Genomic DNA, 25,046 nt, shown 5'->3' on the forward strand with positions numbered 1-25,046 from the left:
TCAGATCTTTTTTTGAATGACGTAAGTTACTACCCCGAGTACTTTAAATTCATCGCCGGGATGCACGTAAATGGGCGAATACTGCGGATTGGAGGGCAACAAAACCACCATTTCCGCCGCGTATTGAATGCGCTTGACGGCCAGTTGTCCGTTGAGCCAGACCACCACAATTTTGCCGCCAACCGGCTCTTTCGAACAGTCAACCACTAAAATATCACCGCGCTCGATTCGGTCGCCACTCAAGCTATCCGACCCCACCCGCACAAAGTAAGTCGCTGGCTGGTTGGTAATGCATAGCTCATTGAGGTCGCAGGTTTTCTCGATGTAATTGTCGGCGGGGGAAGGAAAACCGGCCTGCACATAGCTGGCAAAAAAGGGAATCGCCAGCGGCGTTTTTGCCGTCGCCTTGACAATCCAATCGGGCGGAATGCAATCAGCAGGATCAATCTGATTCCTCATGGCAGCGCTATTTTAAATACATGCTAGCTAATGATATTATACAAAAGCAATATGCATTTTTAAGAATATAAAAACCAGTATTTAGTTACTTTTTGTTATCTAAATAGAAGATAGTGAAACATTATGTTGGCGATATATCATAAAAGGTAGCAGTAAATGTATTGCTTTTCTTTTCTAATAGGATAGTTATAGTTTGCATAAAACGTTTCTGATCAAGGCATACGATAAGTCCTAAAACCTTCTGAAGCAAAGCCGAGTAGTGTATAAAAACCCAATTTCAACCCGACGATTGCTTATGAAAATCGAGACAAACAACCCGATGAAGGAGCTGGGAACAGCTATCGGCGTCGGCATACTGGCTGGTTTTGCTGGCACGGTAGCCATTACCATCTCACAAATGATTGAAATGCAAATCACGAAGCGCCCAGCCAGCACCGTTCCTGCCGATGCAGTTTCTAAAGTGCTGGATGTGAAACCCGTGAGAAAAGCCAAGAAGGAACAGGTTTCGCAGGAAATTCACTGGACGTACGGCACCGCCTGGGGCATTCCCCGGGGTGTATTGGCCCTAGCGGGCGTGAAAGGATGGCCGGCGACGCTGGCGCATTTTGTGGCAATCTGGGGCGCTGAGCTGGTGATGCTGCCTAGCCTCGATTTGGCACCACCCGTGACCGAAGCAAAACCCGAGACAACAGCCATTGATGGGTTGCACCACGCCGTTTATGCGCTGGCCGCCGGGATAGCCTACGATGCTATCGATTCGTTGGATAAGTAATAGAAAGCCAGGAGCATTGCCTTACGCCAGATTCAAAGCTGGATGTACGACGCTGTTTCCTTGCTTGTTAGTAAGCTAAACTAAGTTGAATCGGAGGGCTAGATAAAATCGCCTTCCGATTTTTTAGTAATCCGCAACTCGCTGAGGGCAAACCATTCTTCAGAATCATCACTCAGGCTGCAAAGTGCCTTGTCGTCCTCCGTGCTTAGCACATCCATTTCCTGCCCCTGATTGACTGCCGGGTTAACGTGACAAACGCGGTCGCCATAATTGATTTCTTCCATTGCTGAGTAGGTTGTTATTCTGCGCAATCATACGCGAAGGCGGGCAGGAAAGCAATCGCCAAACTAGAATACGCTGAAAAGATTAGGCTGTGGTATTATTGAGCAACTCACTGATTCTTATCACTGGTCAACGGCGCAAGTAAAGGTAAGGTCACCGTAAAATGGGTCGAACTCTGGTCGATAATCGGTTGGGTCGTTGCGAGCAGTTGGTATTTTGCTATAATGTTGGCTAAGCCAACACGGTTGGAAGCAATGCGGGCGGTTTTGGCCTGGAGGTTATTCCGAACGTGTAAGTTTCCTTCCGGGCTAGTGTAAATTTCGATGGTGAGCGGTTTCGTTGTCTGAATAATGTTGTGCTTGACCGCATTTTCGACCAACAGTTGCAACGTCAGCGGTGGAATCTGGTACGTCATGTACGAGTCCTCAATGGATACATGCAGGTGCAGGCCCAATCCGTGTCGTGTCCGCAGCAAATGGTAATACGATTGAATAAAGTTGAGTTCAACGGCTAGAGTGGTTAACTCCTGTTCGTTATTTTGGAGCAGGTAACGGTAAACTTTGGCCATTTCGTCTACGAATTGTTCGGCGCGTTCGGGCTCATCGGCAATCATAGACGAAAGCGAATTTAAGCTATTGAACAGAAAGTGCGGATTGATCTGGCTTTTCAGACTTTGCAGCTGGCTTTGCAAACGCGCCTTTTTGAGTTGTTCCTTCCCCAGCCGGTTCTCCTGCCACATCGCCAGCGAATAGAGCGTTTCGTAAAGCAGAACCAATATGAATATGGCTCCTAAGTCAAAGATGTAAACCAGGGCTACCGAATCGTAGGTAAGCTGCGAGTTAAAGGGCTTAAATTGAATAAAAAACCACGTGTATACGGCCAGAAAAGAGCCTGAAAGAAACGAAAAAGCGACAAAAAGCAATAAAGACCGTTGGATGGTTTGCCGCAGACTAGGGTAGCGCCGGGCAATGGCCGTTGCCGCCCAATCGTGGGTCATAAAAGCGACGGTAGTCATAAGCCAGAATGTAAGCGTTCCTACCGCAAAAGTCTGAATATCATTTCCGTAAGGGTCGCCAATGAATAAATAACTAATAAAAGGCACAAACCAGGGCACCAGTAGCGCGTATGTCCATTGGCCGCGGGGACTAAACCGCCAGAAAGAGCGAGTAAGTAGCGTTTGGGTCATAAGGCAGGTGCGGTCGATTGCAGTGGTAAATCGACCGTAAAATAATGATCGTCGGGCACAACCTGAATGGGGCCGTAATTAAATTGCTGATACCGGGCAATCAGCGTGGCCAACGCGGCTCGTCTCAGCGGCACTTTTACTTGGCGTTTGTTAATCGTGTTCTGAACCAGCAGACGATCGGAATTAGTGGTTTTAATGGTAATGTGAAGGGGACGACTCGTTGTAACAGCGTTGTGTTTTAAGGCATTATCTACCAGGAGTTGCAGGGTTAGAGGAGGAAGTAAGTTGCACTGGTAGTGGTCGGCTACGTCGATCTGCAACGTAAATCCCGCCCCATAACGGGTAGAAAGCAAATAAGAATAGGAGCGGATAAACTGTATTTCTGCTTCCAGCGTGGTCAACCGATTCTCGCCCACCTGCAACAGATACCGGTAAACCTTGGCCAGTTCATCCACAAACTGTTCGGCTTGCTGCGGATTTTCGCCAATCAATACGGATAAGGAATTCAGGCTGTTAAATAGAAAATGCGGATTGACCTGCTCCCTGATTTCGTTGAGCTGAGTTTGTAAATTTTCCTGCTCAAACTGCTGGTACTCCAGTTTATTAACCCGCCACTGCGTAAAGGCATACGCAAATTCGCAAAGCCCCGCCGCCAGAATGTTGATCAGCGCAAAAAAGAGAAGAATCCAGAGGGCGGCTTGGGGTTGATATCGGTAGCCGTATAGATTAAGGGCGTCGAAGCTCCGCATCATGCCCTGGGCAAACAACAGGCTTAGCAACACAAACAGAAAGGCCAGAAGGCCAACCCGGTAGACGGATTGATGAGGCTCTGGAAAGCGTTTGATAACCCGCCACGCAATGTTAACCGTCAAGGCAGTAGCCAGCATGGTAGTGCCCGTGAGGGTGAGGGATATTCCCAGAAAGGTTGACCAACTGGAAAGATATCTGGCGCCCCAGAACAAGTGGCCTGCCAGTGGCACAAACCAGGGAAGAACCACAAGGCAAGCCTGGGCGTAAATTCTGCCCAGCTTCATTCTGGCGTCAAGCCGCTCGCTGAAAATTGTCCGTAATTTACTTTGCAGTAAAGGCAGCACCATTCGGTAAATTTACGATCATTTCCGTAAAATCAGCGCGGAATGGTTACATCTCCTTCTGAAAAGCTAAACAATGGGTTTTCGCTTATGCACAAAGAGTTGCTTGATAACGAAGACAAACCAGCAGCCCGCAACGATAAATAAAATATCCAGCCCGAAGCGTTCCAGCCCTTCGACCGACAAAGCCCACTCACCACTGGCAAGACCCACCCCAATCGTGGCCGAGGCGTGAATAAAAGCCAGCGCAATAATAGGCCCGGCAATAAAGCTTTCCCGGTAGGAGGCAACCATAATGCCGCCCGCCAGCGCCCCGCAAACGGACATGATCATTTCCCGGCTGGTAGGCTCTGACAGATGCTTCACTTCCGGGTTAGTCGTAAAATCAATGACGCTGGCTGAACCGGTCCATTGCATAATCCAGAAGGCCGCCGCCGCCGCTACGACGAGTAAGGCGTAACCCGCCAGCGTGGATTTTATGCCTTTTTTGATCAAGCCGGGCTTGCGTAACGTAATCCCCAACGACAGTTTGGCGAGTGGGTCAAAACCGGGTGCAATGACCGCCGCCGCTACGAAGGAAATGGCCTGAGGAGCCGGATCGGATACCAGACCAACCGCCGCAACAGCACCGCCAATCGCCATCAGCGACAAGTAGTTAGCGGTAATGCAGCCGTTGTGTCTCAGGCCCGTTTCCATCTCTTCCCAGATGGCTTCGTCGTAGTCTTCTTCGATAAGACCGTCTTGTTGCGGATCAATCAGGCTAGCCTGTTCCGCAGTGGCGATGCTATACTCCGAGCCGGTACAAATAGTCTGGATTTGCTGAAGGACTTTATCCGCTCCCCGGTTTAATACGCTGAGTGTCAATATGTCTCCTTTAGGCTTGATGGAGGCACCGCGTAGAACGGCAAGCCCGATTACCTCCGGGTACGGACACAAATGGTCAATTAATTGGTCGGTTCGGTCGGCAGGTACGGAGACTTCCAGGGTCCGGTGCATAGCGTTTAGGATGGGGGAAACAAATGAAAATGAGCCTGGTTCATCAGTTTTACTGAACCCTCATACCTACTAACTCCGTACGGAATCAATGGTTTAACCGAAATAGAAGCCAGCAGCGGCAAAAAAAATGAGTTACGAAATGGCTCCGTAACTCATTCTATCTGATTTAGAAAAACGTTCTTGTGCGATTTTTTATTTAGATGACCGGCTCCCAGCCTCTTTCGTATTCCCGGCCCCACAGTTTCATGGCGTCGCGGTCGCGAATGTGGCCGTTTTTCGAATCAACATCGAGCGGCTTGTTGGTGCGGTAAGCAATGTTGGCCAAGTGGCAAAGCAACACACTCTTGGCCCCTTCGTCAATCGGCGAAGCTTGTTTTTCTTTGCCCCGAATGGCTTCAAAGAAATTAACCACGTGCCGCGTCGACATATCGCCGCCACCGCCCAGAGCGGTTCCGGCTTCGGCTCCTTTCGACTTGCTGTCTTTAATGACTTTGCCTTCGCGGCTGAACAACTGGTAGCCACCCCGGTCAACGTAAACAGAGCCGTTGGTTCCGTAAATAATCGTTCCCCGATCGCTGCCGTAGGTCTTGTGCGCGTTGCGGCTTTTGCCGTCCCACTTGATGATTTTATTGCCGGGAAAGCGGAAGGTAGCGTCCATCGTGTCGTACATCACCCAACCGTCGTCCGCAAAGTGCCGCTTGGCCGCTTCGACCGCAACGTGTTCGGGGAAGTCAACTTTCAAGGCCCAGCGGGCTACGTCCAGTTCGTGGGTGGCGTTGTTACCACTTTCGGCGGTGCCGTAATCCCAGCCGTACCAGTGCCAATTGTAGTCCCAGGTGTCGTGCGTGTACGCTTTGCGGGGCGCGGGTCCCTGAAACAACTCCCAGTCCAGTCCGGTGGGCACGGGCGCTTTTTTAGGAATGGGCACCTCCCCGCGGGAAGCTGCATAAAAAGCAACGGCTTTGTAAGGCGTCCCGATCACGCCGTTGTGAATCTGGTTAATGATGTCGATGGACTCCAGGGAAGAGCGTTGCTGGTTTCCCATCTGAACCACCTTGTTGTATTTTTTCTGAAACGCTACCAGGAGTTCGCCTTCGCGCGGATTGTGGCTACACGGTTTTTCGACGTATACGTGCTTGCCGCCCTGCACCGCCATCCAGGTTCCCGGCGCGTGCCAGTGATCGGGCGTGGCGTTGATGAGCGCATCCACGTTTTTATCGGAAATAACTTTGCGAATGTCGTTTTCGAGCTTGGGTGTGTACGTGATGTGTTTGGCGAATTTCTTCACCGCCGCTTCACGTTGCTTCTGCATGACATCACACAGATATACCAGTTCTACATTGCTGTCTTTTTTGCCAATGGGTTCGTAGTAGGCGTCCAGTCGGCGACCAAGTCCGGCGATGGCTATATTCAAACGTTCGTTAGCTCCCACGATTTTGGCGTAGCTTTTAGCCGACATGCCATTAGCCAATCCACCAAACGAAACCCCGGCGGTTCCCAGGGCTACTTTTTTGATAAAATCTCTTCTGGAATTTTCCATGAATTACAGATGCTTAAAAAGCAATATTATTAAAACAAGCCCATTCAGACAAAGCCCGAAACGCCCAATCTGGGCCAAATAAGCAGGTTATGCCTTGCGTTTTCCAGATCTCGACGCGTCGCAGACACCTTTGAAATACCCCACCGATTCGGCAATACCCGCCAGCGGATCTTTCATGTCTTTTTCGTATTCCAGGCTACAGCTCCCACTGTATTTAACTTTCCGCAGCATTTGCACAAACGCCGGAATGTCGATCACGCCCCGGCCCAGTTCGCAGGTTTTCCCCGCCTTGGAAGCCGCCGTAACATTCTTGAGGTGAATGTCGAAAATGCGTTTGGAATAGGTTTGCAGGTCCGCTACCGGATCATCGCCGTTGCGCTTATCGTGGCCCATATCGAAGCAGAAGCCAATCCGGGAATCCAGGTCTTTGATGGCGTTGTGGATAGAAATGGCGTTAGGGTACAGCTCAATATCGGGTCCGTGATTGTGGATGGCGAACCGGAAATCGTACTCTTTTACTTTCTTATCGACGTATGGGAGAAGCTCCGTATTGGGAACACCGATAATGAGTTTGACACCGACGCGTTTGGCGTAGGCGAAGGCGTTGTCCACCTCCTGGTTTGTTTTCATGTAAATCGGACCAACGGCATAGCCCGTCACCCCCGAATTTTTCAGCTTTTCGTGAAAGGCGGCAATTTGCTCGGGCGTGCTGGCGTAGGGGAGGTGGAAGTCCTTGATGCATAGGTAATGCACATCGGTTTTCTTCATCATTTCCAGGGCCTGATCCAGATTGAAATGAACAAACGTATAGCCCGCCATGCCCAACTTGAACAAATCCTCATTGGCAGAATCGCGCATTTCGGGCGCATTAGCAGAAGCGACGGCGGGAGTCATGCTGGCTAGGGCCATGTAGCCGCCGGCATTTTTTAGAAAAGATCTTCGTGTTGTCATCGGTAATGACTGGTCAATTTTGGCGCTTTTTACAGTAAGGCAAGCTAAGGTACTTTTTACTTATAAAGCAAAGTAAAAGTCGGGATAAATCGGCTAGAACGCCGTTTACGTACTATTTCGTTGCCAATAAAATTCATTTGGCTTGCTTGCAAGCCTGGTTCAGTAAACGCTTTTTTATAAATTTCGTCAGTGAATTAAACGCCCAATGAAAGGACAGCATAGCTACACGTCAACCATTCGATGGACGGGCAACAAAGGCCAGGGAACGATGGATTATCGGGCGTATGACCGGAATTTTACGCTGTTGCATCCGGGTAAAGCGGATATTCTGGGATCATCAGACCCGGCCTTTCGGGGCGATAAAACCAGGCATAACCCGGAAGATTTGTTGGTCGATTCGTTGGCGTCTTGCCACATGCTGTGGTACCTGCATTTGTGTGCCGAGGCGGGGATTGTTGTTGTGGCGTATGAGGGCGAGGCCACGGGTATTATGGAAGAAACTGCGGATGGCGGTGGCCGTTTTACGGAGGTAACGCTTCGTCCCATCGTCACTATAACCGATCCCCAGCTTATAGATCAGGCCAACGCCTTGCACCACCGCGCCAATCAGCTTTGCTTTATTGCGAACTCAGTAAATTTTCCGGTTTTGCACCAGCCAATCTGTCGGGTTAGCGAAGAGCGGGCGCATTAGCGCTGGGGCGAGAAATGAGGGAGAGAGCAAAAGAGTGAATAAGTGGCTAAATTTCAGGGCGTTACTCCTGTGGAAGTCTGAGTTAAATCGGCGTGATTACTCGGACTGTCGATGGAGTTAATTCACTGGAAGCCATGCGCTCATTCTCTCTTTCACTCACTCACTCATTTACTTAATTATTCGACAAACTGTCTGTTTGCCGGAAGCTTTTCATGATCCAGCCACCGCCAATGACATCGTCACCTTCGTAGAAAACGGCTGCCTGACCGGGAGCGATGGCGCTAACGCCCTGCTCAAACAAAACATTGATCTGGTCGTCGGAAACCTGCGATATCAGGGCCGGAGTACCAGCGTCTTTATACCGAATTTTAGTAACCGTTTCGAGCGGTTTTTCGATGCGGTCGTATTTTTGTAGATTCAGTTTTCGGACTACCATCCCGTCGCGGTACAAGTCTTTGTCGAGCCCCAGCACCACTTCGTTGGTATCTTTCCGGATTTCGGTCACAAACACCGGGTGTCCCAGCGCGATGCCTAAGCCTTTGCGTTGGCCGATGGTGTAGAACGGATAGCCTTCGTGCTTGCCCACGACGCGGCCATCTTCCATTACAAAATTACCGCCTGCTACCTCTTTTTCGAGCGTCGGAATCCGGCGTTTCAGGAAGCCCCGGTAGTCGTTGTCGGGAACGAAGCAGATTTCGTAGGATTCCGATTTCGTAACCAGTTCAAGAAAGCCCCGTTCGGTGGCCATTTCGCGGATTTCGGATTTACGCAGATGGCCCAGCGGTAGTTTGGTGCGGCTCAGGCTTTCCTGCGAAACCCCCCATAAAACATACGACTGGTCTTTCAGGGTATCAACGCCTTTGGAAATAATATGGCGGTTGTTTTCTTCCCGGATATGCGCGTAATGTCCCGTCGCAATGAACTCGCAATCAAGGCGGTCGGCGCGGCGGAGCAGGGCGTCCCATTTGATGTGTGTGTTGCACAAAACGCAGGGATTAGGGGTCCGTCCCTCGAGGTATTCGCCCGTAAAATGGTCGATAACCGAATCGCCAAACTCATTCCGAATGTCTAAGATATAATGGGGAAAGCCCAGATTGACGGCAATGTTGCGGGCGTCGTTGATGGAATCCAGGCTGCAACAACCGGTTTCTTTTTTAGAACCGCCGGAGGAGGCATAATCCCATGTTTTCATGGTCATACCGATTACTTCGTAGCCTTGTTCGTGCAGCAGAACTGCTGCCAGGGAGGAGTCGATGCCGCCACTCATGGCGACCAAAATGCGTCCGTGTTTACTCATGCGATCTGCCAGGGTTCAAAGCCCTGCGATGATTTAATTTGTATTGATTTTCGGTAAATTTGATAAAGCTAAAAGCAACGCAAAAGTACAATTTCAAACCGAAATGGCTTGCTTTTATAGATACAGTACTACACTACAGGTATAGTCTAACAATTTTTCAGCCAAATCCATTCGCGTTATAACGCACAAATGTAGCACTTTCTGGCTAGTCGAATTTTTGAAGACTTAAAACCGGCTTTTCAAAGCTTCATGAAACGATTAAAAAGCATGTAATTTCAGGATGTTGGGAAATAGCGTTAAGCGCGTTTTGGTTCGTAATGGAGCACAACAATGCCGCAGTCAAAGGCAATGGATTTAATTAGGGTCAATCCCTGCTGGTGGTCTAATTGGTTGAAAATAGCCATCCCGTTGCCAATCGCCGTGGGGTTGATTAGAAGATGAAACTCGTCAATCAAGCCGTGCTGAATGAGGGCCGACACGAACGTGGCACCGCCGTAAACGATAATGTCTTTGCCGTCCTGATTTTTCAGTTTATTGATTTCATCAGCCAGATCACCTTTGGCCAGAACCGTATTTGCCCAATCAGATTTATCGAGCGTTTTGGTGAAAACAACTTTGTGGGTATTCGTAAATTTCTGGCCTGCTGAATATTCCGGGTTCTCAGGATTTGCGGCCACGGAACCCCAGTAGGGAATGAACCCTTCGGCCAGCTTTCGGCCCAGGACGATGCAATCAACCGGTTCTGTTAAGTCACCAACGTATTGTTTTAATCGATCATCCCAATCCCAGACCGCCCAATCCATTTCGCCGTTCGGGCCCCCGATGTATCCATCAAGGGTCATTTGTACTTGCAGTTTTAATTTTCGCATGGTCGTTTTGTTTTTTTACAAAATTAGTCTGTGCCGATTAAAGGAGTGGGTTGTTAATGCGCCTTTGAAGGGGGTGAATTACGACAAATAAAGTCTTTCCGTTCGTGCGTGGCAGTATCCGTTCAGGCTAGTTTACTAAAATTGCTGGATCAGTAAATACGGATAGTTTAATTAGCTACATTTAGTGAGCCATAGCAAAGCCAAATCAGTGGGTAAAAGCACTGTACCAAGCAGAGGCTCAGCTTGGCTCTAGTAGCCGATTATTCTTAAACCTCATGAAACCAAATCAAAGCCGTCGTCATTTTCTGGGAGCCTCCGCCGCGTTGGTGGCTGGTGCCGTCCTGGGTCCCAACAAGCTTTGGGGCGCTCCTGCCCTGATCCGAAACTTAAACAAGCCAAATTCCCTGATTAACGGGGTGCAGATCGGCGTAATTACGTATTCGTACCGGGATATGCCCGACCAGAGCGCGGAAGCCACCTTAAAGTATGTGCTCGACAGTGGTATCAGCGCCATTGAGCTCATGGGCACTCCCGTCGAATCGTTCGCGGGGGCACCTAAAAACACGGTTGACATGCGGAGCATGTACCCACTCATGCGCAAACGCCGCGAAAACCAAACGCTGACCGAGGATGAGCAAAAAACACTGGCTGAAGCCGAAACCAAGCTGAAAGCGTACCGGACCGAAATGGCCAACTGGCGGCAAAAGGTGCCTATGGCAAAATTTGAGCAGGTACGGAAGATGTATAACCAGGCGGGTGTAAGCATTTACGGTTTTAAGCCCGATGCGTTCGGTATGCAGAATTCTGATGCCGAAATAGATTATGGTATGCGTGCAGCTAAGACCTTGGGAGCCAACCAGATAACGCTCGAACACCCGGTCAACGAAGCCCATACGCTTAAACTAGGTCAGATGGCGCAGAAACACGGCATTCGGGTGGGTTATCATGGGCATGAACAGCAAACCCCCACGTTCTGGGATGCGGCGCTGGCTCAATCGCCGGGCAACGCTCTGAATTTTGATTTAGGGCACTACATCGCTGCCGGGCAGCCCGACCCGCTGAATCTGGTTCAGCAAAAACACGACCGCATTGCCAGTATGCACATCAAAGACCGGCAGGCTCCGACGCACGGCAAAGGGAATTTGCCCTGGGGCCAGGGCGATACGCCACTGAAGGAAGTACTGGGCTTGATGCGCGAAAAAAGATACCAGTTTCCGGCTACTATCGAGTTGGAATACCAGGTTCCCCAAGGATCAACATCGGTAGCGGAAGTGAGCAAGTGCTTCGAGTTCTGTCGGAAGATTTTGAGTTAATCATCTGAAAAGATAGGAGAAATAACGCGGGCTACGTCGGGTCAAAGCAGGTGCAATCGCCAGTTACCCGCCGTCGCTCGTTTTTCTGCTTAATAGACAGGAAACAAACAAAAGTATTCGCGAGGGAATACGAAAACTTTAGCCAATAGTGGACAGTTGATCATACAGAATTACTTTTGCCTCGCGCAAAGAATTATCAACTGTTCACTAATATCTCCAAAATGGCTCTGAAAACAACCGTCAAGATTAGCAACGTTACGAACCTCAGTGATGCCCGGTATTGCGCCGGAATGGGGGTAGACCTGTTAGGCTTTTCCATGGACGAAGATTCCGAACAATACATCGAGCCGAAAAAATTTGAAGAAATTCGGTCCTGGGTGGCGGGCGTGCAAATCATCGGCGAAACAGCGGTAACGGATCCGGAGACGCTTGATGCGCTGCTGGAAACCTACCAGCCAGACGGCGTGCAGGTCGAAGAGGCTTCGCTGGTGCCCTATGTCGCTTCCTTTAATTTGCCCGTCATCCTGAAACTGGATCTGGCCCTGCTGACCCTGGACCAGATGGAAGCGCTGCTGACGGCGAATTACGCAGGGCTGACTTATATTTTACTGGAAAGTAAAGCGGCGTTCAACCTGGACGAAGAACTTAAAACGGCTCTGCAGCGGCTTGCCGACCGGTATTCCTTGTTACTAGGCACGGGGGTTACGGCCGAAAATATTCATGACCTGCTGACTGATATGCCCATTAAAGGCATTGCGTTGACCGGTGGGCAAGAGGATCGCCCCGGCTACCGTGAATTTGGTGAACTCATGGATATTCTGGAAATACTGGAGGAAGATTAACCAGCCTTTCAAGCTTATTTATGGCTTGGTTAAACACAGTAGTTGGTAATACCAACTATCCAGCAAAAACCCCTCTTCATCCTGTCCGGCATCCATTCTTATAACTCACCTTGAGAACAAGGCCGGATAGGGCTACGTTTACATCGTCAAAACAACAAAATGCCATGAGACGATTAGAACGTTTGCGCGAAGATGCTGTCCTGGGCGGGGTTGCCGCCGGACTGGCTGACTATTTTAAGGTCGATAAAGTCCTCTTTCGGGTTTTATTTATTGTGGGCATTTTTCTGCCGAGTTTCCCTTCTTTGCTGGTATACATTATCTTGTGGATCGCCTTGCCCGAGCGGAAATTCGGCTATGCGACTGCATCTGAGTCCGATCAATCCAATGTTTTCTCTAATCCTGAAACAGTTATGAGTCGTAACAATGAACAAAGTGGTAGTCTGGTAGGTGGAGCCATCCTAATCGTGATCGGTTTGGTTTTCTTCCTGCGGGAGTGGTTTGATATTGACATTGACTGGGGAAAGCTTTGGCCGCTGTTCCTGATTGGGCTGGGTATCTGGTTGCTGGTGAAAGACCGAAACAAGCCGCATGATCCCTGGAACGATGGCACCAATCCCGGCTCGTCCTACGGGGGAACCTATCCGCCGAACAATCCGCAGCAACCGCTTTAATTTAGCTAGTCATGCAAACAAGAGGTATTTTTCCGGCTGTTCTACTTATTACCGTTGGGGTTATTTTTCTGGGTGAGAATTACGGCTGGTTTCATCTGGACTGGAGTATATTCTCCCGATTCTGGCCCTTATTGCTGGTTCTGGCGGGTGTCAATATTATTCTGCGACGGCGGCAAAGTTCTGCCGCCGTTGTGACAACCATTCTGCTCGCTATTGCCGTGCCCCTGGCCATTGTGAGTGCTATGCGTTCTAACAACGGCGATTTTCAGGTTGGTATCCATGATAACGATCGCTGGAATGACAGTGAGGAAGAAGACGAAGAAGAGGCTGAAGAGAGCAAGGTACAGATCAACCACTTTGCCGAGCCGATGGATTCAACAATCAGGCAGGCTACCTTAAAATTTGAAGGGGGCGCGGGCTTTTTCACGATTGGGACCGCCTCGGATAGCCTCGTTGAAGCGAACTCGCAGGTGACAGTCACCAACTACAGCATGAGCGTCGAAAAAAATGACAATAATGCCGCGGTGGTTAGCATGCGCCTGAACGACGACCAGGTTAATCTGAAAAGAGGAAAGCTTAAAAATCGGGTTGACCTGAAGTTAAATGACAAGCCTTTCTGGGATTTCGACCTGGACTTTGGCGCCGGACAGGCCGATCTGGATTTGAGTTCCTACGCCGTTCGTTCGTTGGATCTGGAAACAGGAGCCGCCAAAATTGACCTGAAGCTAGGCGATAAGGCCGCCGAATCAGACATAAAAATCTCGTCCGGAGTAGCTGCTTTGACGATTCGGGTGCCAAGAACGGTTGGTTGTCAGATTGAGGCCGATGGCGCTTTGAATGTAAAGAATTTCGAAGGGTTCAATGAAGTAAGCGACGGAATCTACCAGAGTTCTGGGTATACGCAAAGTACCAAGAAAATTACCATTCGTTATGAGAGTGGTATCTCGAAAATCAGAGTAGAGCGTTACTAAAAAAGAGGGGAGCCGTTTAGCTCCCCTCTGCCATTTAAAGACCTGCGCTTCGTTTAACCAGGACGTAGTAATTGGCGTCAACGGTCAACGCCGTGGCCTTGGCCGCTTTAAGCGTTTGCCACTGGGTAGTTGGCTTCAGGTTCTGCGAAGGACCCGCTTCGTTCAGACAAACCCGTACCGGCATGTCAAAACCGGCAACGCAGTTGGTCCAGCGGTATTTAATCTGGCCATTGGTCACTTGGTATTCCAGCGTAGGAACCCGCGTATCGCGCAAATATTGATCGAATACTTTTTGCAGTTTGATGCCGGTTTGCTGGATCATGAAATCTTCGATCTGCTTACCGTCAACGGTTTGGTGGTAGAATTGCTTGTTCATTCCCCGCAAAACCTGCCGCCACCGCTCATCGTTACTCACCAGCTGCCGGATCGTATGCAGCATGTTTCCCCCTTTGTAGTACATATCGCCCGAGCCGGATTTATTGACGCCGTAGGTTCCAATTATCGGCTGGTCGTTGCGGATGTTATGGCGGGTACCAATCACATACATGGCACCGGCGGCTTTGCCGTAATAATGCTCCGTAAATAGGTTTTCGGAATAGTTGGTAAAGCTTTCGTGAACCCACATATCGGCCACATCCTTATAGGTGATGTTGTTGGCAAACCACTCGTGACCCGATTCGTGGATGATGATGAAATCCCAGAGCATTCCGTAGCCCGTGCCGGACAGGTCGCGGCCCAGATAACCGTTCCGAAACTTGTTGCCGTAGGTCACGGAGCTTTGGTGTTCCATGCCCAGGTAGGGCGTTTCGACCAGCTTAAAACCGTCTTCGTAAAAAGGGTAGGGGCCAAACCAGTGCTCGAACGCCCGTAGCATTTTCTTCGCCTGCTGGAACTGCTTGCGGGCCATCGCTTCGTGTTCGGGCAGAGCGTAAAAACTAAGGTCCAGTTGGCCTTTTTCGCCCTGTAACGTGTCAGACCAGTTGATGTACCGGCCAATATTCAGGTTAACGCCGTAGTTGTTAATTGGGTTACTCACAAACCAGTCGAACGTATGCGTTCCGTCATTATTCTCGACAACGCGTCGCAAACGGCCGTTCGACACGTCTTTCAGGTCTTTGGGAACGGTCACGCTGATCAACATGCTATCGGGTTCGTCGTACATGTGGTCTTTGCAGGGCCACCAGGCGCTGGCTCCCAAACCCTGGCAGGACGTAGCAATAAACCAATGCCCCGTTGAATCGCGCGACCAGGTGACACCGCCGTCCCAGGGCGGGCGCTTCGCTACGCGCGGCTTACCGGAATAATGAACCACAACCGACTCTTTTTTACCGGGTTGCTGGCCTTTTTTTAGCGTGACAAAATAGGCGTCGCCGTCCTGTCGAAAAGGAAGCTCTTGACCATCCTGCTCAACTTTGAGCATGCGCAAAGGACGCTGTAAATCGACCTGGAGTTCCTGCGCTGCTTTCAGCACGTTGTAGTGAATGGTGGTGCTGCCACTCAGGGTGCTGTCGGTTGGGTTCACACGCACCTGGAGGTGATAAAAAGTTAAGTCCCACCAGGCCCGCTGGGGCGTAATGGACCCGCGCAAGGTATCGTCGTGCGTAAAAATATAGCGCTGAGCCGAAGCCGTCAGGGAAACCAACAGCGCCGTTATTACCAGAAAAAACTTCTGCATGGTAATTAAAATTAATTCCCGCCCCTTTATAAGAGGCGGGAAAGGGTGAAATTAACGGGCGCCTGGGGGGCAATGTTCTTTTAAATAGCGCGTGAAGAGTGTCCGCAAATGTTGGTTGGTTCCGGCGCCTTCCGAAATGCCGTGGGTTCGGTTGGGATACGGCATGACCTGAAACTGTTTGTTGTGTTTAATCAGCTCATTAATCAGAACTTCGGCGTTGGAATAGTGCACGTTATCGTCGCCGGTACCGTGAATGTAAAGCAGATTTCCCCGCAGGTTTTTCGCGTACGTTACGGGCGATCCGGCCACGAAATCCTCGCGGTTTTCCTGCGGCAGACCCATGTAGCGTTCCTGGTAGATGTTGTCGTAGAATAACTGATTACCCACGGCGGCTACCGAAATACCCGTTTTGTAAATATCTGGATACTGGAACAACAGGTGCAGTGTCGTCGAACCGCCACCACTCCAGCCCCAAACGGCTACGCGGCTGGTGTCGAGGTACGACCGCTGCTGGAACAATTTCTTGGCACCCATCGCCTGATCGCGAATATTCAGGCGACCAATCTGGCGGTAAATGGCTTTCCGCCAGGCGGCTCCTTTGAGGTTGGGCGTTCCCCGGTTGTCCAGGGCAATGTAGCAATAGCCTTCTTTGGCCATGTCGCCGTCAAATAAACGATTGCTGCCTGCGCCAAAAACATCGTTGGTTGTGGTTGTGGCCGGTTCGCCGTACACGTAAAAAACAACCGGGTATTTTTTCGTGCTGTCAAAGGGCACGGGCTTGGCCATCCAACCGTTTAGCGTTACGCCATCGTCGGTAGTGACCGTGAAAAGCTCCAGATTCTGGGCTGGACTTGGTTTGCTGGTGGCCGCAATGCTCTCGGCTTCTTTCAAAGGCTTATGGCTCGGCAAGCTAATCCATTCCTGCGCCGGGAAAGTTTTGTAGTTTGAAAAGCTGTGCGTGGCCCATTTCGCATTGGGAGAAATATTGTACGAGTGCGTTCCGGCTAGACTCGCGGGCGAAAGCTGTTCCAGTTTGCCTTTGCCATCCATTTTGACGCGGTACAGATACCGCTGAATCGGGTTGTTCGGTGACGCAATGAAGTAAACGTAATTCGTCGCTTCGTCGATTCGGCTGATGGAAGCGATGTCGTATTTGCCCGTCGTGAGCAGAGTTTCTTTCTTGCCGTCGCGGGTCAGTTTGTAGATGTGCCGCCAGCCGTCTTTCTCCGATACCCAGACAAAACTTTTACCGCCTTCGAGCCAGTGCCAGCCAACGGGTTCGTCTTTGGCGTCAATCCAAGCGGTAGACGTTTCCTTGTAGATGGGTTGCGCGGTTCCGTTGCCGCTTTGGCAGATATAAAGCTGGCTTTCGTTTTGTTTCCGATTGAGTTGCTGCACGATAAGCTCCTGTGTTGCCGGAATCCATTCCATGCGGGCCAGGTAATTTTGCTGCGGATCGCCGGGAACAGCGAGCCAGGTGGTTGGGCCACCAGAGGCGCTCACCACGCCGACGCGGGTGGGCGAAGGTGCCTCACCAACTTTAGGGTATTCAACCGGTACGACAAACGAGTAGAGCGAATCGGTGGTATTAAGCATCAAATAATCCCGGATTCCACTGGCATCGACCTGCCAGTAAGCAATTTTCTGACCATCCGGGCTCCAGCGGAAGCCGTCGCGGCAATCCAGTTCTTCTTCGTACACCCAGTCGAACGTACCGTTGATCCGCTTGCGCGTGCCGTCGGTGGTCAGGGCGGTGGTCTGTCCGTTAGCGATGTTTTCAACGTAGATGTTGCGCTCGCTGACGTAGGCAACGCGCGTGCCGTCGGGGGAGATTTTGGCAAACATCAGCGACTGGCTAGGCTTGTCTTTGCCAATCTGACGCAGTTGTTTGGTGTTGCGATTAAGAATCCAATAGTCGCCCCGGGTATTCTGCCGCCAGACGCGGGCCGTATTGGTAAAAATGAGCATTTTCGAGTCGTCGTCGCTAAACGCGTAACTCGCAATGGGGAGACTCTTTCCGCCAACCTGCAATTGTTCGCCCGCTACCAGCACCGTTTCCTGATTCGTGGCAACATCCGTTTTTACCAGCGAACCATTCTTGATTGTTGTATACGAATTTCCGTCTTTGGTCCAGGTAATGGGCCGATTCCCGCGCTGAGCGGCCAATTTTGACGAAAGAATACACGTAAGTAAAAAAACAAAACCCAGCCTTCTCAATGAAAGGTGGTTGAGAGGAAGACTAAAATAACTCATATCCGCAAAATGCGATTTAAATAAAGGTGTTTTTGGTACAACAATATACCGCAGAATCGTGAAGTAGTAAAATAGAAGGTAAAATAATACCGATTCTGGTTAAATTATAAGAAACGGGTTATTTCTTAAACACCAAGGCTTTTACGGGTTGAATGCGCGTAATCACGATTGTTGGGAGCCAAAGAATGAGCCCAATGAGGGCCAGCGAGGCGACATTAGCCAGCACAATCACCGGAATACTCCACTCAATCGGAACGTAATTCATGTAGTAATTTTTTGGGTCCAGCGGAATAACGCGGAATTTATCCTGAATCAGACAAAGCCCAATCCCAACGGCATTTCCGATGAGTAACCCCTTGATTACCATATTCAAACCCACATAAAAAAAGACGCCCCGAATAAGGGCATTGGAGCTTCCCAGCGCTTTGAATAGGCCAATCATGGGCGTGCGCTCCATCATCAACACAAACAAAATCGACACCATATTGAAACCAGCCACGAATAAAATGAGCGTCAGAAAAACCGCCGTATTGTTGTCAAGGAGCATGAGCCACTCGAACAAAGGACGGTAATTATCGGTCACGCGGACGGGGCGCATATCGGGGGAGGCTGCTTCACGAACGCGCTTGTAAACCGCGTCCAACTGCTGGAAATTATTGACGAAAATCTCGTAACTACCCACCGAATCGGCACCCCAGTTGTTCAGCCGCTGAATCATCCGAATGTCGCCAATGACCATCGTTTTGTCAAATTCGGGCAGCCCCGTTTCGTAGATGCCCGTTACCTGCAACTTCCGGGCGCGGGGCGGATTATCGATAAAATACATCAGCACGTCGCCGCCCACCGCCAGTTGCAGTTGCGTCGCCATTTGTCGGCTAATCAAAATCTGGGTAGAATAGCCGCTATCAGGTTGCACTTCCGGCACCTTGCCTTCCACCAATGTTTCTTTAAACTGCTGCCAGTCGTAGTCTTTACCGACGCCTTTCAGGACAGCCCCGGAGAGCTCGTCCGTGGTTTGCAAGATTCCCGCCTTCATTGCTACGGCCTGGATATGGCGCAGCCCTTTGATCTGTTTTGCTTCGTCGTATAGCTTCGTATGTGCTGGTAGCGGTGTTTCTTCGTAGGAGTTGTTCAAAGAAAATTTGGAAACCTGAATATGAGAGCCAAACAGAAAAATCTTTTGCTGAATGGTGCTCTTGAAGCCAAATAAAACCGAAAAAGCAACGATAATAACGGATAGGCCAATGGCAATGCTGGCGATACCAACCTTAGTAACCGTAGCCGAAAACGTGGCAATGGGAGCGTGGCGAATCCGGCGGGCAATGAATAACGAAGTGTTCAAAACGTTTTTTCGGTAAGCAGTTTTTTAAGCAGGCAGTTGACAGTGAGTGGCAAGCGTTAAAGGCTGGCGGAAATGATGCGTTTTAAAAGGGCAGTCCACAACCAACGAAAAACTGACCACTGAAAACCTGTCTACGACCAACTATGGGTATATTGCGACTTAAAAGTAACATTTTACGGCATAATCGATCAATAAATCCAATGAGATACGCTTGCAAACTACTTCTTTTGGGCGCGTTTATGGTAGCAATAGGCTGTAACGCACAACAAAAAAAAGTATCCGGTAAATCGGAAACAAAAACGATTCAGACCGGGGCGGAACAACTACCCCAATACCTGCCAGTCCTGCAAGGAAAACGCGTTGGAATGGTGGTCAATCACACCTCTATCATTGGTAAAACGCATTTAGTAGACAGTCTGTTATCCCTGGGCATCACGATCAAAACAATTTTTGCGCCTGAACACGGCTTTCGGGGCCAGGCAACGGACGGGGAGAAAATAAAAGACAGCCGCGATCCCCGCACGGGCATTCAGATCACATCCTTATACGGCAGCAATCGCCGCCCGACCGCCGCGCAATTTGATTCGCTCGATGTCTTAATCTTTGATATTCAGGATGTAGGAACGCGCTTCTATACGTACATCAGTACCATGCATTACGTGATGGAGGCTTGCGCGGAGTATAAAAAACCACTGCTGGTGCTGGACCGCCCGAATCCGAACGGCAATTTTGTCGACGGGCCTATTCTGGATCCAAAGTTTCAATCGTTTGTGGGAATGCACCCCATTCCGGTTGTTCATGGCTTGACGGTCGGTGAACTGGCGCAGATGATCAACGGCGAGGGCTGGCTAAAGAAAAAGGACGGCACGCCAGCGGGTACCTGCTCCCTGACGGTGGTTAAAATGCCAACCTACAACCACCAAATGCCTTACGTGTTGCCCGTAGCGCCTTCGCCTAATCTGCCCAATCAGCAGGCGGTTTTACTTTATCCATCGCTTTGTTTTTTTGAGGGAACGGTCGTGAGCGTGGGCCGGGGCACTGACAAGCAGTTTCAGGTACTCGGGATGCCCGATGCCAAAGGCGGCTCCTATACATTTACACCCGTTGATAAGCCCGGCGCGATTAATCCGCCGCAGGAAGGGAAGCTTTGTTACGGGGTTGATTTATCGAAAGTAGCACCACCGAAAGGGCAAATCAGTCTGTCGTACCTGATTGATTTTTACAAAAAAGCAACGAATAAAGACAAGTTCTTTCTGGCGAACAATGGCATCGACCGTCTGTATGGCTCCGACCAGCTTCGCAAGCAGATTCGGGCGGGAATGACCGAAGCAGCCATTCGGAAAACCTGGGAGCCGGGCCTGGGCAATTACAAACAGATGCGGAAAAAGTATCTAATTTATCCTTGAAAATGTAAGTTTTTGTGCAATTATTTATGGATTTCATGATATTGCTACAAAATAGGCTTAGTAAAGAATTAATTGAGGTTAGCTATGGCATTGGATACAGAAGACCCCGGTCCAATTCAACGGGTTGTATCGGTTTTTGAAAAAGAATCTTCTCAGTTTGTTAAACTTATACCCCTCCAGCACTTTTCCTTAGAAAAATACAAAGCAACGTTTGACGTTCCGGCCAACGACCCGTCGATGCACGAATTTTACGAAATCAGCCCTGAACACATGCCCTTGTTTAGAGATGAAAATATTGGATTCGCCTTTGATGAGCACATTTATTACGTTGAATGTGCACGAATCGAAAAAGAATCCAGCGCCTAAGAAGTTGGGTATCTTTAGCTAAGCAGAGCTGATTTTTGAGCATTAGCCCCTTGTTGGGCGTTGTTTCCGGCTATTTAAACCAGGATTCTTTTCCTGGTTTGACGTCCGTATTCTAAAATGACCTAAATTTGCATTTTAGAAACGTAGCATGACCACCGAACAAATTCTCATCCTCGATTTCGGTTCGCAGTATACTCAATTGATTGCTCGCCGCGTGCGCGAACTGGATGTCTACTGCGAAATACATCCTTACAATCATATTCCGCCGATTACCCCCGACATCAAAGGGGTTATCCTCTCGGGCAGCCCTTGTTCTGTTCGCGATGCGGATGCACCTTTTATTGATCTGACTCAATTCCGGGGAAAATTGCCGTTACTGGGCGTTTGCTACGGAGCACAAATGCTGGCCCAGCGGAACGGTGGCGAAGTAAAGCCGTCTACCATTCGCGAGTATGGCCGCGCCAAGCTTGGAACGGTAAACGAAGATAGCCCGCTGCTGCACGGCATCGACCAGCATTCGCAGGTCTGGATGTCGCACGGCGATACCATCATGCAGCTTCCCGACGATTTTCGGGTAATTGCCTCGACCGATACCGTACGCGTTGCCGCTTTTGATATTGCGGGAGAAGCTACGTACGGCATTCAGTTCCACCCCGAAGTAACGCACTCCCTGCAAGGAAAGGCCTTGTTGAAAAACTTTGTCGTTGACATCTGCGGGGCTTCGCAAAACTGGACTTCCGAATCCTTTGTGGAGACAACCGTTGCTCAGTTGGCCGAAAAATTAGGCGACGATAAAGTGGTGATGGGACTTTCGGGTGGCGTAGATTCTTCGGTTGCCGCCATGCTGATTCACCGCGCTATTGGCAAAAATCTGTATTGTATTTTTGTGGACAATGGCCTTCTTCGGAAAGACGAGTTTGAAGATGTGCTGGAATCATACCGGCATTTAGGGCTAAATGTCAAAGGTGTTGATGCCAAAGAACTTTTCTATACGGGGCTGGCTGGTCTGACCGATCCGGAAGCGAAACGGAAAGCCATCGGTAAAACGTTTATCGAGGTTTTTGACCAGGAAGCGCACCTCATTGAAGACGTTAAGTGGTTGGGTCAGGGAACCATCTACCCCGATGTAATTGAATCGGTTTCGGTAAAAGGTCCGTCTGCCACCATTAAATCGCACCACAATGTGGGTGGTTTGCCCGATTTCATGAAGCTGAAAGTAGTCGAGCCGCTCAATACGTTGTTTAAAGACGAGGTACGTGCGGTGGGCCGGACGCTGGAAATTCCAAACGCAATTCTGGGTCGTCACCCGTTCCCGGGTCCAGGTTTGGGTATTCGGATTCTGGGCGATATTACTCCCGATAAAGTAGCCATTTTGCAGGAAGTAGATGCGCTATTTATCAATGGTTTAAAGCGTGAAGGCTTGTACGACCAGGTTTGGCAGGCGGGCGCGATGCTGTTGCCCGTTCAGTCGGTTGGGGTGATGGGCGATGAACGCACTTACGAGCGCGTAGTGGCACTCCGGGCGGTTACCAGCGTGGATGGAATGACCGCTGACTGGGCTCACTTACCGTATGAATTTTTGGCCGATATCTCCAATGAAATCATCAACCGAGTCAAAGGAGTGAACCGGGTTGTATATGATATTTCGTCGAAGCCACCAGCTACCATTGAGTGGGAGTAGGCATTGAGAGTAAAATCGACTGTCCGTTAAAAGTTCGTTAAAACGTTATCCGGCTGTGACTTATTAGTAATTTCAGGGTCTTATATCCAGAACTAATATGTTACTACTACATGCGATTGACGTACTTATTGTTGGCGGTAGGGTTGATAGTTAGCTGTAACACTGCTTTTGGAGAGGATCCCAGTTTGGCTAATGGAAGGCGTTCATCAAAAGCGGTTCTGCCTCCGGTCTTTTTCTGTGGAGAGGAAGTTCCCACCCATGAACACATGGTGGCTCGTAAGTTGGTTTCGACGATGGTGCAGCATTCTACGCACAACCAGGCGCTTTACCGGCTTCGGCTTCGGGCTTCCTCTTTTTTTTCCACCATTGAGCCCATCTTAGAACGTTATCATATTCCCCCCGATTTCAAGTACCTGCCACTCGTCGAAAGTGCCTTACGCAGCACGGCGGTATCACCCAAAGGGGCGGCGGGCTACTGGCAATTTATGCCTCAAACGGCGCGTGAGCTGGGCCTAACGGTGCGCCCTGGCCGCGACGACCGCCAGAATCTGCTGAAATCAACCGATGCGGCCTGTCGCTATTTGCGGGATTTACACAACCAACTTGGCTCGTGGACACTCGCCGCCGCTGCTTACAACATTGGGATTAATCGATTGTTATACCACATCCGGCGGCAACAGGAAGCCGATTATTATTACCTGAAACTAAACCCGGAAACAGCACGCTACTTGTACCGCATAGTGGCTTTCAAAGAGCTGTTTACCAACTACCGTAGTTACGACGAAATTATCAGCCCGGCTGCGATGGCTACCTTAAGTATTCCATTGCCGGGTGGCGAGCTTGAGAATGAATACGAGGTATTGATACCCGAAATTCTCGTTGAATCTGTGGAAGCAGCGGCTGGTGACGGTGCGGTTGAAGTGAAAAATCTACCGACAACAACCCGCCAGAAATTAACAGATATACAAAGCGAAGAAATCAGTACTATGGTCCGCACGGGCGTGAAAGCTACGTTGGTTGAAGCTTCAGGACTGGAAGCGGGCCAGGTTTGGGTTTTTAAATTGAGCCGGGGAACCGATGTTCGCGGGGCTGCTTTGGACGAAGGCGATTTGCTTTACGCGGTCATTGAGAACATCGATGCTCGCCGCAACAAGTTGTTTCTACGCGTAGAAAAGGCCTATTCCGTTCAGCGACGAAACGTGTTGCCCGCTTTTCTCTCTGCGATTGATGCCTCCACGGGACAGTCGGGGATTCCGCTGCCGGACCTCGAAGAAGTCCGGGCAGGTTGGGTGCTAACCTTGAAACCCCTGTAGCTAACTTCAAAACCCGGGTGGTTCATACTGAAGTAAAAAAGCCCCTTCGGACGCAAACAGATATCGGCAGTCTCCTTGCTGGGGAATGAGCGTTGCCAGGTAGGAGCGCAGGTTTCCGCGACTAGATTCATCCTTAAATTCTTTGAGACGCTTTGTTGTAACCGCTGACGCACTGAAATAGCCAAGCACGTGATCTTTTTCATCATCAGCGTTAACAATATTGCCGATAATAGAGGTAGGTAAAGGGTCGAAAATGCTGCCTACACGGGATTGCTGTTCCTGGAAAGATCGCAGAAATTGATACGCCTGGCGGGAAAGTGAATACTGTTTGATTTCCATGGCGTGTGGCCCAAGGGCATAAATGGGCGACTGAGCGACGAGCCGTTTCTTAATTGAATTTCCATTGATACCCTGGTCGGAGAAGATGTTAAGGCTTCGGTGGTAAAATGGAATCCAGCATTTATCGTAGCATAGGGCGGAACTTCCCAAAGCGCAGGGCACGCCCGTGGATAGGCGGACGCTATAGGTAGTGGCCGTCCACCGGTAATAATTTTCGGTTTGCGCCGGATCCTGAGCGTCAACATACACCATGTAGCGGAAGGGGTCTGTGGTCAGGTTCAAGCGAGCGACATCAGTATAAATTGTATCAATTGGTGGCACCGCTTGCATGCGTTCGGGTTGCGACACGTAGCGTTTGCCATCCGAAAGAGCAATTGACAGTGTATAAATCCGCCCCGGCTGTCCGACAAATGTAGAATCAACTGTCTGGTAATAGCTGGGTCGGCCCAGTATTTCCCTCAATGATGTACTGCGTCCCGCATCATCGCTCAGCCGAACCTGCGCATTCCGCGCCAACGCTTCGGCAGGCAGCTCGCCCGTATACCGAAAGGGGTTGGAGTAAGTAAGCCGTACCAGATAGGGGGGAGCTTCGTTGGTAATCTGCCCTTCGACTACTAAAACTGGTTTTTCATGGCGGATGGGAAGATCAACCCGATCAATGCAGGAAGGAACCAGGCTGGCCAGAACAGCGAAGCCCACTATCCAGCCTATCCATTGTCTTGTTGCTTGTTGCATAGTCA

The 25,046-nt window shown here is 50.0% G+C and carries 23 protein-coding genes; 10 read left to right on the plus strand and 13 right to left on the minus strand.

What is annotated here, in order from left to right:
- Complete coding sequence (locus tag L0Y31_RS13405) at window positions 1-459, minus strand: LexA family protein (protein WP_234733581.1); 459 nt, start codon at window positions 457-459, stop codon at window positions 1-3.
- A 295-nt stretch (window positions 460-754) separates the two neighbouring features.
- Here L0Y31_RS13405 and L0Y31_RS13410 point away from each other — a divergent pair, with 295 nt between their 5' ends.
- Window positions 755-1,231 (plus strand): hypothetical protein, encoded by a 477-nt coding sequence (locus tag L0Y31_RS13410; protein ID WP_234733582.1) that lies wholly within the window; start codon window positions 755-757, stop codon window positions 1,229-1,231.
- 98 nt (window positions 1,232-1,329) lie between these two features.
- Here L0Y31_RS13410 and L0Y31_RS13415 read toward each other — a convergent pair whose 3' ends face one another.
- The 6 genes from L0Y31_RS13415 to L0Y31_RS13440 form a co-directional block, all read right to left on the minus strand.
- A complete protein-coding gene (locus tag L0Y31_RS13415) occupies window positions 1,330-1,515 on the minus strand; it encodes a hypothetical protein (RefSeq protein ID WP_234733583.1) in 186 nt (61 codons plus the stop codon).
- Window positions 1,516-1,622: 107 nt separating this feature from the next.
- Window positions 1,623-2,699: a sensor histidine kinase gene (locus tag L0Y31_RS13420; protein WP_234733584.1), complete on the minus strand. Its 1,077-nt coding sequence runs from the start codon at window positions 2,697-2,699 to the stop codon at window positions 1,623-1,625.
- Window positions 2,696-3,796 carry a sensor histidine kinase gene (locus L0Y31_RS13425; RefSeq protein WP_234733585.1) on the minus strand — a complete coding sequence of 367 codons (1,101 nt, stop codon included), beginning with the start codon at window positions 3,794-3,796 and terminating at the stop codon, window positions 2,696-2,698. Before L0Y31_RS13425 ends, L0Y31_RS13420 begins: the two co-directional genes overlap by 4 nt.
- A 63-nt stretch (window positions 3,797-3,859) precedes the next feature.
- Entirely contained in the window at window positions 3,860-4,786 is a 927-nt protein-coding gene (locus tag L0Y31_RS13430) for a DUF389 domain-containing protein (protein ID WP_234733586.1), read from the minus strand.
- Between the two features lie 196 nt (window positions 4,787-4,982).
- Window positions 4,983-6,326 carry a Gfo/Idh/MocA family protein gene (locus L0Y31_RS13435; RefSeq protein WP_234733587.1) on the minus strand — a complete coding sequence of 448 codons (1,344 nt, stop codon included), beginning with the start codon at window positions 6,324-6,326 and terminating at the stop codon, window positions 4,983-4,985.
- A gap of 87 nt (window positions 6,327-6,413) precedes the next feature.
- Entirely contained in the window at window positions 6,414-7,277 is an 864-nt protein-coding gene (locus L0Y31_RS13440) for a sugar phosphate isomerase/epimerase family protein (protein ID WP_234733588.1), read from the minus strand.
- A gap of 205 nt (window positions 7,278-7,482) precedes the next feature.
- On the opposite strand from L0Y31_RS13440, the gene L0Y31_RS13445 reads away from it, so the two are divergent.
- Complete coding sequence (locus L0Y31_RS13445) at window positions 7,483-7,968, plus strand: OsmC family protein (protein WP_234733589.1); 486 nt, start codon at window positions 7,483-7,485, stop codon at window positions 7,966-7,968.
- 172 nt (window positions 7,969-8,140) lie between these two features.
- Here L0Y31_RS13445 and mnmA read toward each other — a convergent pair whose 3' ends face one another.
- Together mnmA and L0Y31_RS13455 are read right to left on the minus strand one after the other, a co-directional pair.
- The gene (mnmA, locus tag L0Y31_RS13450; protein ID WP_234733590.1) at window positions 8,141-9,265 is read right to left on the minus strand and encodes a tRNA 2-thiouridine(34) synthase MnmA; all 1,125 of its coding nucleotides are present in this window, start codon (window positions 9,263-9,265) and stop codon (window positions 8,141-8,143) included.
- Between the two features lie 296 nt (window positions 9,266-9,561).
- The gene (locus L0Y31_RS13455) at window positions 9,562-10,134 is read right to left on the minus strand and encodes a dihydrofolate reductase family protein (RefSeq protein WP_234733591.1); all 573 of its coding nucleotides are present in this window, start codon (window positions 10,132-10,134) and stop codon (window positions 9,562-9,564) included.
- A gap of 275 nt (window positions 10,135-10,409) precedes the next feature.
- On the opposite strand from L0Y31_RS13455, the gene L0Y31_RS13460 reads away from it, so the two are divergent.
- From L0Y31_RS13460 to L0Y31_RS13475, 4 genes are all read left to right on the plus strand, one after another.
- Window positions 10,410-11,447 carry a TIM barrel protein gene (locus L0Y31_RS13460; RefSeq protein WP_234733592.1) on the plus strand — a complete coding sequence of 346 codons (1,038 nt, stop codon included), beginning with the start codon at window positions 10,410-10,412 and terminating at the stop codon, window positions 11,445-11,447.
- A gap of 221 nt (window positions 11,448-11,668) precedes the next feature.
- Complete coding sequence (locus L0Y31_RS13465) at window positions 11,669-12,289, plus strand: beta/alpha barrel domain-containing protein (RefSeq protein ID WP_234733593.1); 621 nt, start codon at window positions 11,669-11,671, stop codon at window positions 12,287-12,289.
- Between the two features lie 164 nt (window positions 12,290-12,453).
- Complete coding sequence (locus tag L0Y31_RS13470) at window positions 12,454-12,960, plus strand: PspC domain-containing protein (protein WP_234733594.1); 507 nt, start codon at window positions 12,454-12,456, stop codon at window positions 12,958-12,960.
- A gap of 11 nt (window positions 12,961-12,971) precedes the next feature.
- A complete protein-coding gene (locus L0Y31_RS13475; protein WP_234733595.1) occupies window positions 12,972-13,931 on the plus strand; it encodes a LiaF transmembrane domain-containing protein in 960 nt (319 codons plus the stop codon).
- A gap of 34 nt (window positions 13,932-13,965) precedes the next feature.
- Here the strand turns inward: L0Y31_RS13475 and L0Y31_RS13480 are convergent, their stop codons facing one another.
- The 3 genes from L0Y31_RS13480 to L0Y31_RS13490 form a co-directional block, all read right to left on the minus strand.
- Entirely contained in the window at window positions 13,966-15,606 is a 1,641-nt protein-coding gene (locus L0Y31_RS13480) for a M1 family metallopeptidase (protein WP_234733596.1), read from the minus strand.
- 51 nt (window positions 15,607-15,657) lie between these two features.
- On the minus strand, window positions 15,658-17,859 hold the full coding sequence (locus tag L0Y31_RS13485) for a S9 family peptidase (RefSeq protein WP_234733597.1): 2,202 nt from the start codon (window positions 17,857-17,859) through the stop codon (window positions 15,658-15,660).
- A 118-nt stretch (window positions 17,860-17,977) separates the two neighbouring features.
- On the minus strand, window positions 17,978-19,201 hold the full coding sequence (locus L0Y31_RS13490; RefSeq protein WP_234733598.1) for an ABC transporter permease: 1,224 nt from the start codon (window positions 19,199-19,201) through the stop codon (window positions 17,978-17,980).
- A 200-nt stretch (window positions 19,202-19,401) separates the two neighbouring features.
- Here L0Y31_RS13490 and L0Y31_RS13495 point away from each other — a divergent pair, with 200 nt between their 5' ends.
- The 4 genes from L0Y31_RS13495 (at window position 19,402) to L0Y31_RS13510 (ending at window position 23,967) form a co-directional block, all read left to right on the plus strand.
- Window positions 19,402-20,607 (plus strand): exo-beta-N-acetylmuramidase NamZ family protein, encoded by a 1,206-nt coding sequence (locus tag L0Y31_RS13495; RefSeq protein WP_234733599.1) that lies wholly within the window; start codon window positions 19,402-19,404, stop codon window positions 20,605-20,607.
- Between the two features lie 84 nt (window positions 20,608-20,691).
- Entirely contained in the window at window positions 20,692-20,973 is a 282-nt protein-coding gene (locus L0Y31_RS13500) for a DUF7683 domain-containing protein (RefSeq protein WP_234733600.1), read from the plus strand.
- Window positions 20,974-21,121: 148 nt separating this feature from the next.
- On the plus strand, window positions 21,122-22,654 hold the full coding sequence (gene guaA / locus L0Y31_RS13505; RefSeq protein ID WP_234733601.1) for a glutamine-hydrolyzing GMP synthase: 1,533 nt from the start codon (window positions 21,122-21,124) through the stop codon (window positions 22,652-22,654).
- Window positions 22,655-22,920: 266 nt separating this feature from the next.
- Entirely contained in the window at window positions 22,921-23,967 is a 1,047-nt protein-coding gene (locus L0Y31_RS13510; protein ID WP_234733602.1) for a lytic transglycosylase domain-containing protein, read from the plus strand.
- Between the two features lie 6 nt (window positions 23,968-23,973).
- On the opposite strand, the gene L0Y31_RS13515 is transcribed toward L0Y31_RS13510, so the two are convergent.
- Window positions 23,974-25,041, minus strand: coding sequence for a DUF4249 domain-containing protein (locus L0Y31_RS13515; RefSeq protein ID WP_234733603.1), 1,068 nt, complete (start codon window positions 25,039-25,041; stop codon window positions 23,974-23,976).
- Window positions 25,042-25,046 lie beyond the last annotated feature (5 nt).

This window comes from Tellurirhabdus bombi, assembly GCF_021484805.1.
In the GTDB taxonomy this organism is placed as follows: domain Bacteria; phylum Bacteroidota; class Bacteroidia; order Cytophagales; family Spirosomataceae; genus Tellurirhabdus; species Tellurirhabdus bombi.

Coding starts and splice junctions, on each gene's coding strand:
- L0Y31_RS13465 (WP_234733593.1), top strand. CDS start 11,669: ATGGCTCTGAAAACAACCGTCAAGATTAGCAACGTTACGAACCTCAGT.
- L0Y31_RS13515 (WP_234733603.1), bottom strand. CDS start 25,041: ATGCAACAAGCAACAAGACAATGGATAGGCTGGATAGTGGGCTTCGCT.
- L0Y31_RS13475 (WP_234733595.1), top strand. CDS start 12,972: ATGCAAACAAGAGGTATTTTTCCGGCTGTTCTACTTATTACCGTTGGG.
- L0Y31_RS13425 (WP_234733585.1), bottom strand. CDS start 3,796: ATGGTGCTGCCTTTACTGCAAAGTAAATTACGGACAATTTTCAGCGAG.
- L0Y31_RS13455 (WP_234733591.1), bottom strand. CDS start 10,134: ATGCGAAAATTAAAACTGCAAGTACAAATGACCCTTGATGGATACATC.
- L0Y31_RS13420 (WP_234733584.1), bottom strand. CDS start 2,699: ATGACCCAAACGCTACTTACTCGCTCTTTCTGGCGGTTTAGTCCCCGC.
- L0Y31_RS13510 (WP_234733602.1), top strand. CDS start 22,921: ATGGTGGCTCGTAAGTTGGTTTCGACGATGGTGCAGCATTCTACGCAC.
- L0Y31_RS13415 (WP_234733583.1), bottom strand. CDS start 1,515: ATGGAAGAAATCAATTATGGCGACCGCGTTTGTCACGTTAACCCGGCA.
- mnmA (WP_234733590.1), bottom strand. CDS start 9,265: ATGAGTAAACACGGACGCATTTTGGTCGCCATGAGTGGCGGCATCGAC.
- L0Y31_RS13410 (WP_234733582.1), top strand. CDS start 755: ATGAAAATCGAGACAAACAACCCGATGAAGGAGCTGGGAACAGCTATC.
- L0Y31_RS13470 (WP_234733594.1), top strand. CDS start 12,454: ATGAGACGATTAGAACGTTTGCGCGAAGATGCTGTCCTGGGCGGGGTT.
- guaA (WP_234733601.1), top strand. CDS start 21,122: ATGACCACCGAACAAATTCTCATCCTCGATTTCGGTTCGCAGTATACT.
- L0Y31_RS13435 (WP_234733587.1), bottom strand. CDS start 6,326: ATGGAAAATTCCAGAAGAGATTTTATCAAAAAAGTAGCCCTGGGAACC.
- L0Y31_RS13445 (WP_234733589.1), top strand. CDS start 7,483: ATGAAAGGACAGCATAGCTACACGTCAACCATTCGATGGACGGGCAAC.
- L0Y31_RS13500 (WP_234733600.1), top strand. CDS start 20,692: ATGGCATTGGATACAGAAGACCCCGGTCCAATTCAACGGGTTGTATCG.
- L0Y31_RS13460 (WP_234733592.1), top strand. CDS start 10,410: ATGAAACCAAATCAAAGCCGTCGTCATTTTCTGGGAGCCTCCGCCGCG.
- L0Y31_RS13480 (WP_234733596.1), bottom strand. CDS start 15,606: ATGCAGAAGTTTTTTCTGGTAATAACGGCGCTGTTGGTTTCCCTGACG.
- L0Y31_RS13430 (WP_234733586.1), bottom strand. CDS start 4,786: ATGCACCGGACCCTGGAAGTCTCCGTACCTGCCGACCGAACCGACCAA.
- L0Y31_RS13495 (WP_234733599.1), top strand. CDS start 19,402: ATGAGATACGCTTGCAAACTACTTCTTTTGGGCGCGTTTATGGTAGCA.
- L0Y31_RS13405 (WP_234733581.1), bottom strand. CDS start 459: ATGAGGAATCAGATTGATCCTGCTGATTGCATTCCGCCCGATTGGATT.
- L0Y31_RS13440 (WP_234733588.1), bottom strand. CDS start 7,277: ATGACAACACGAAGATCTTTTCTAAAAAATGCCGGCGGCTACATGGCC.
- L0Y31_RS13485 (WP_234733597.1), bottom strand. CDS start 17,859: ATGAGTTATTTTAGTCTTCCTCTCAACCACCTTTCATTGAGAAGGCTG.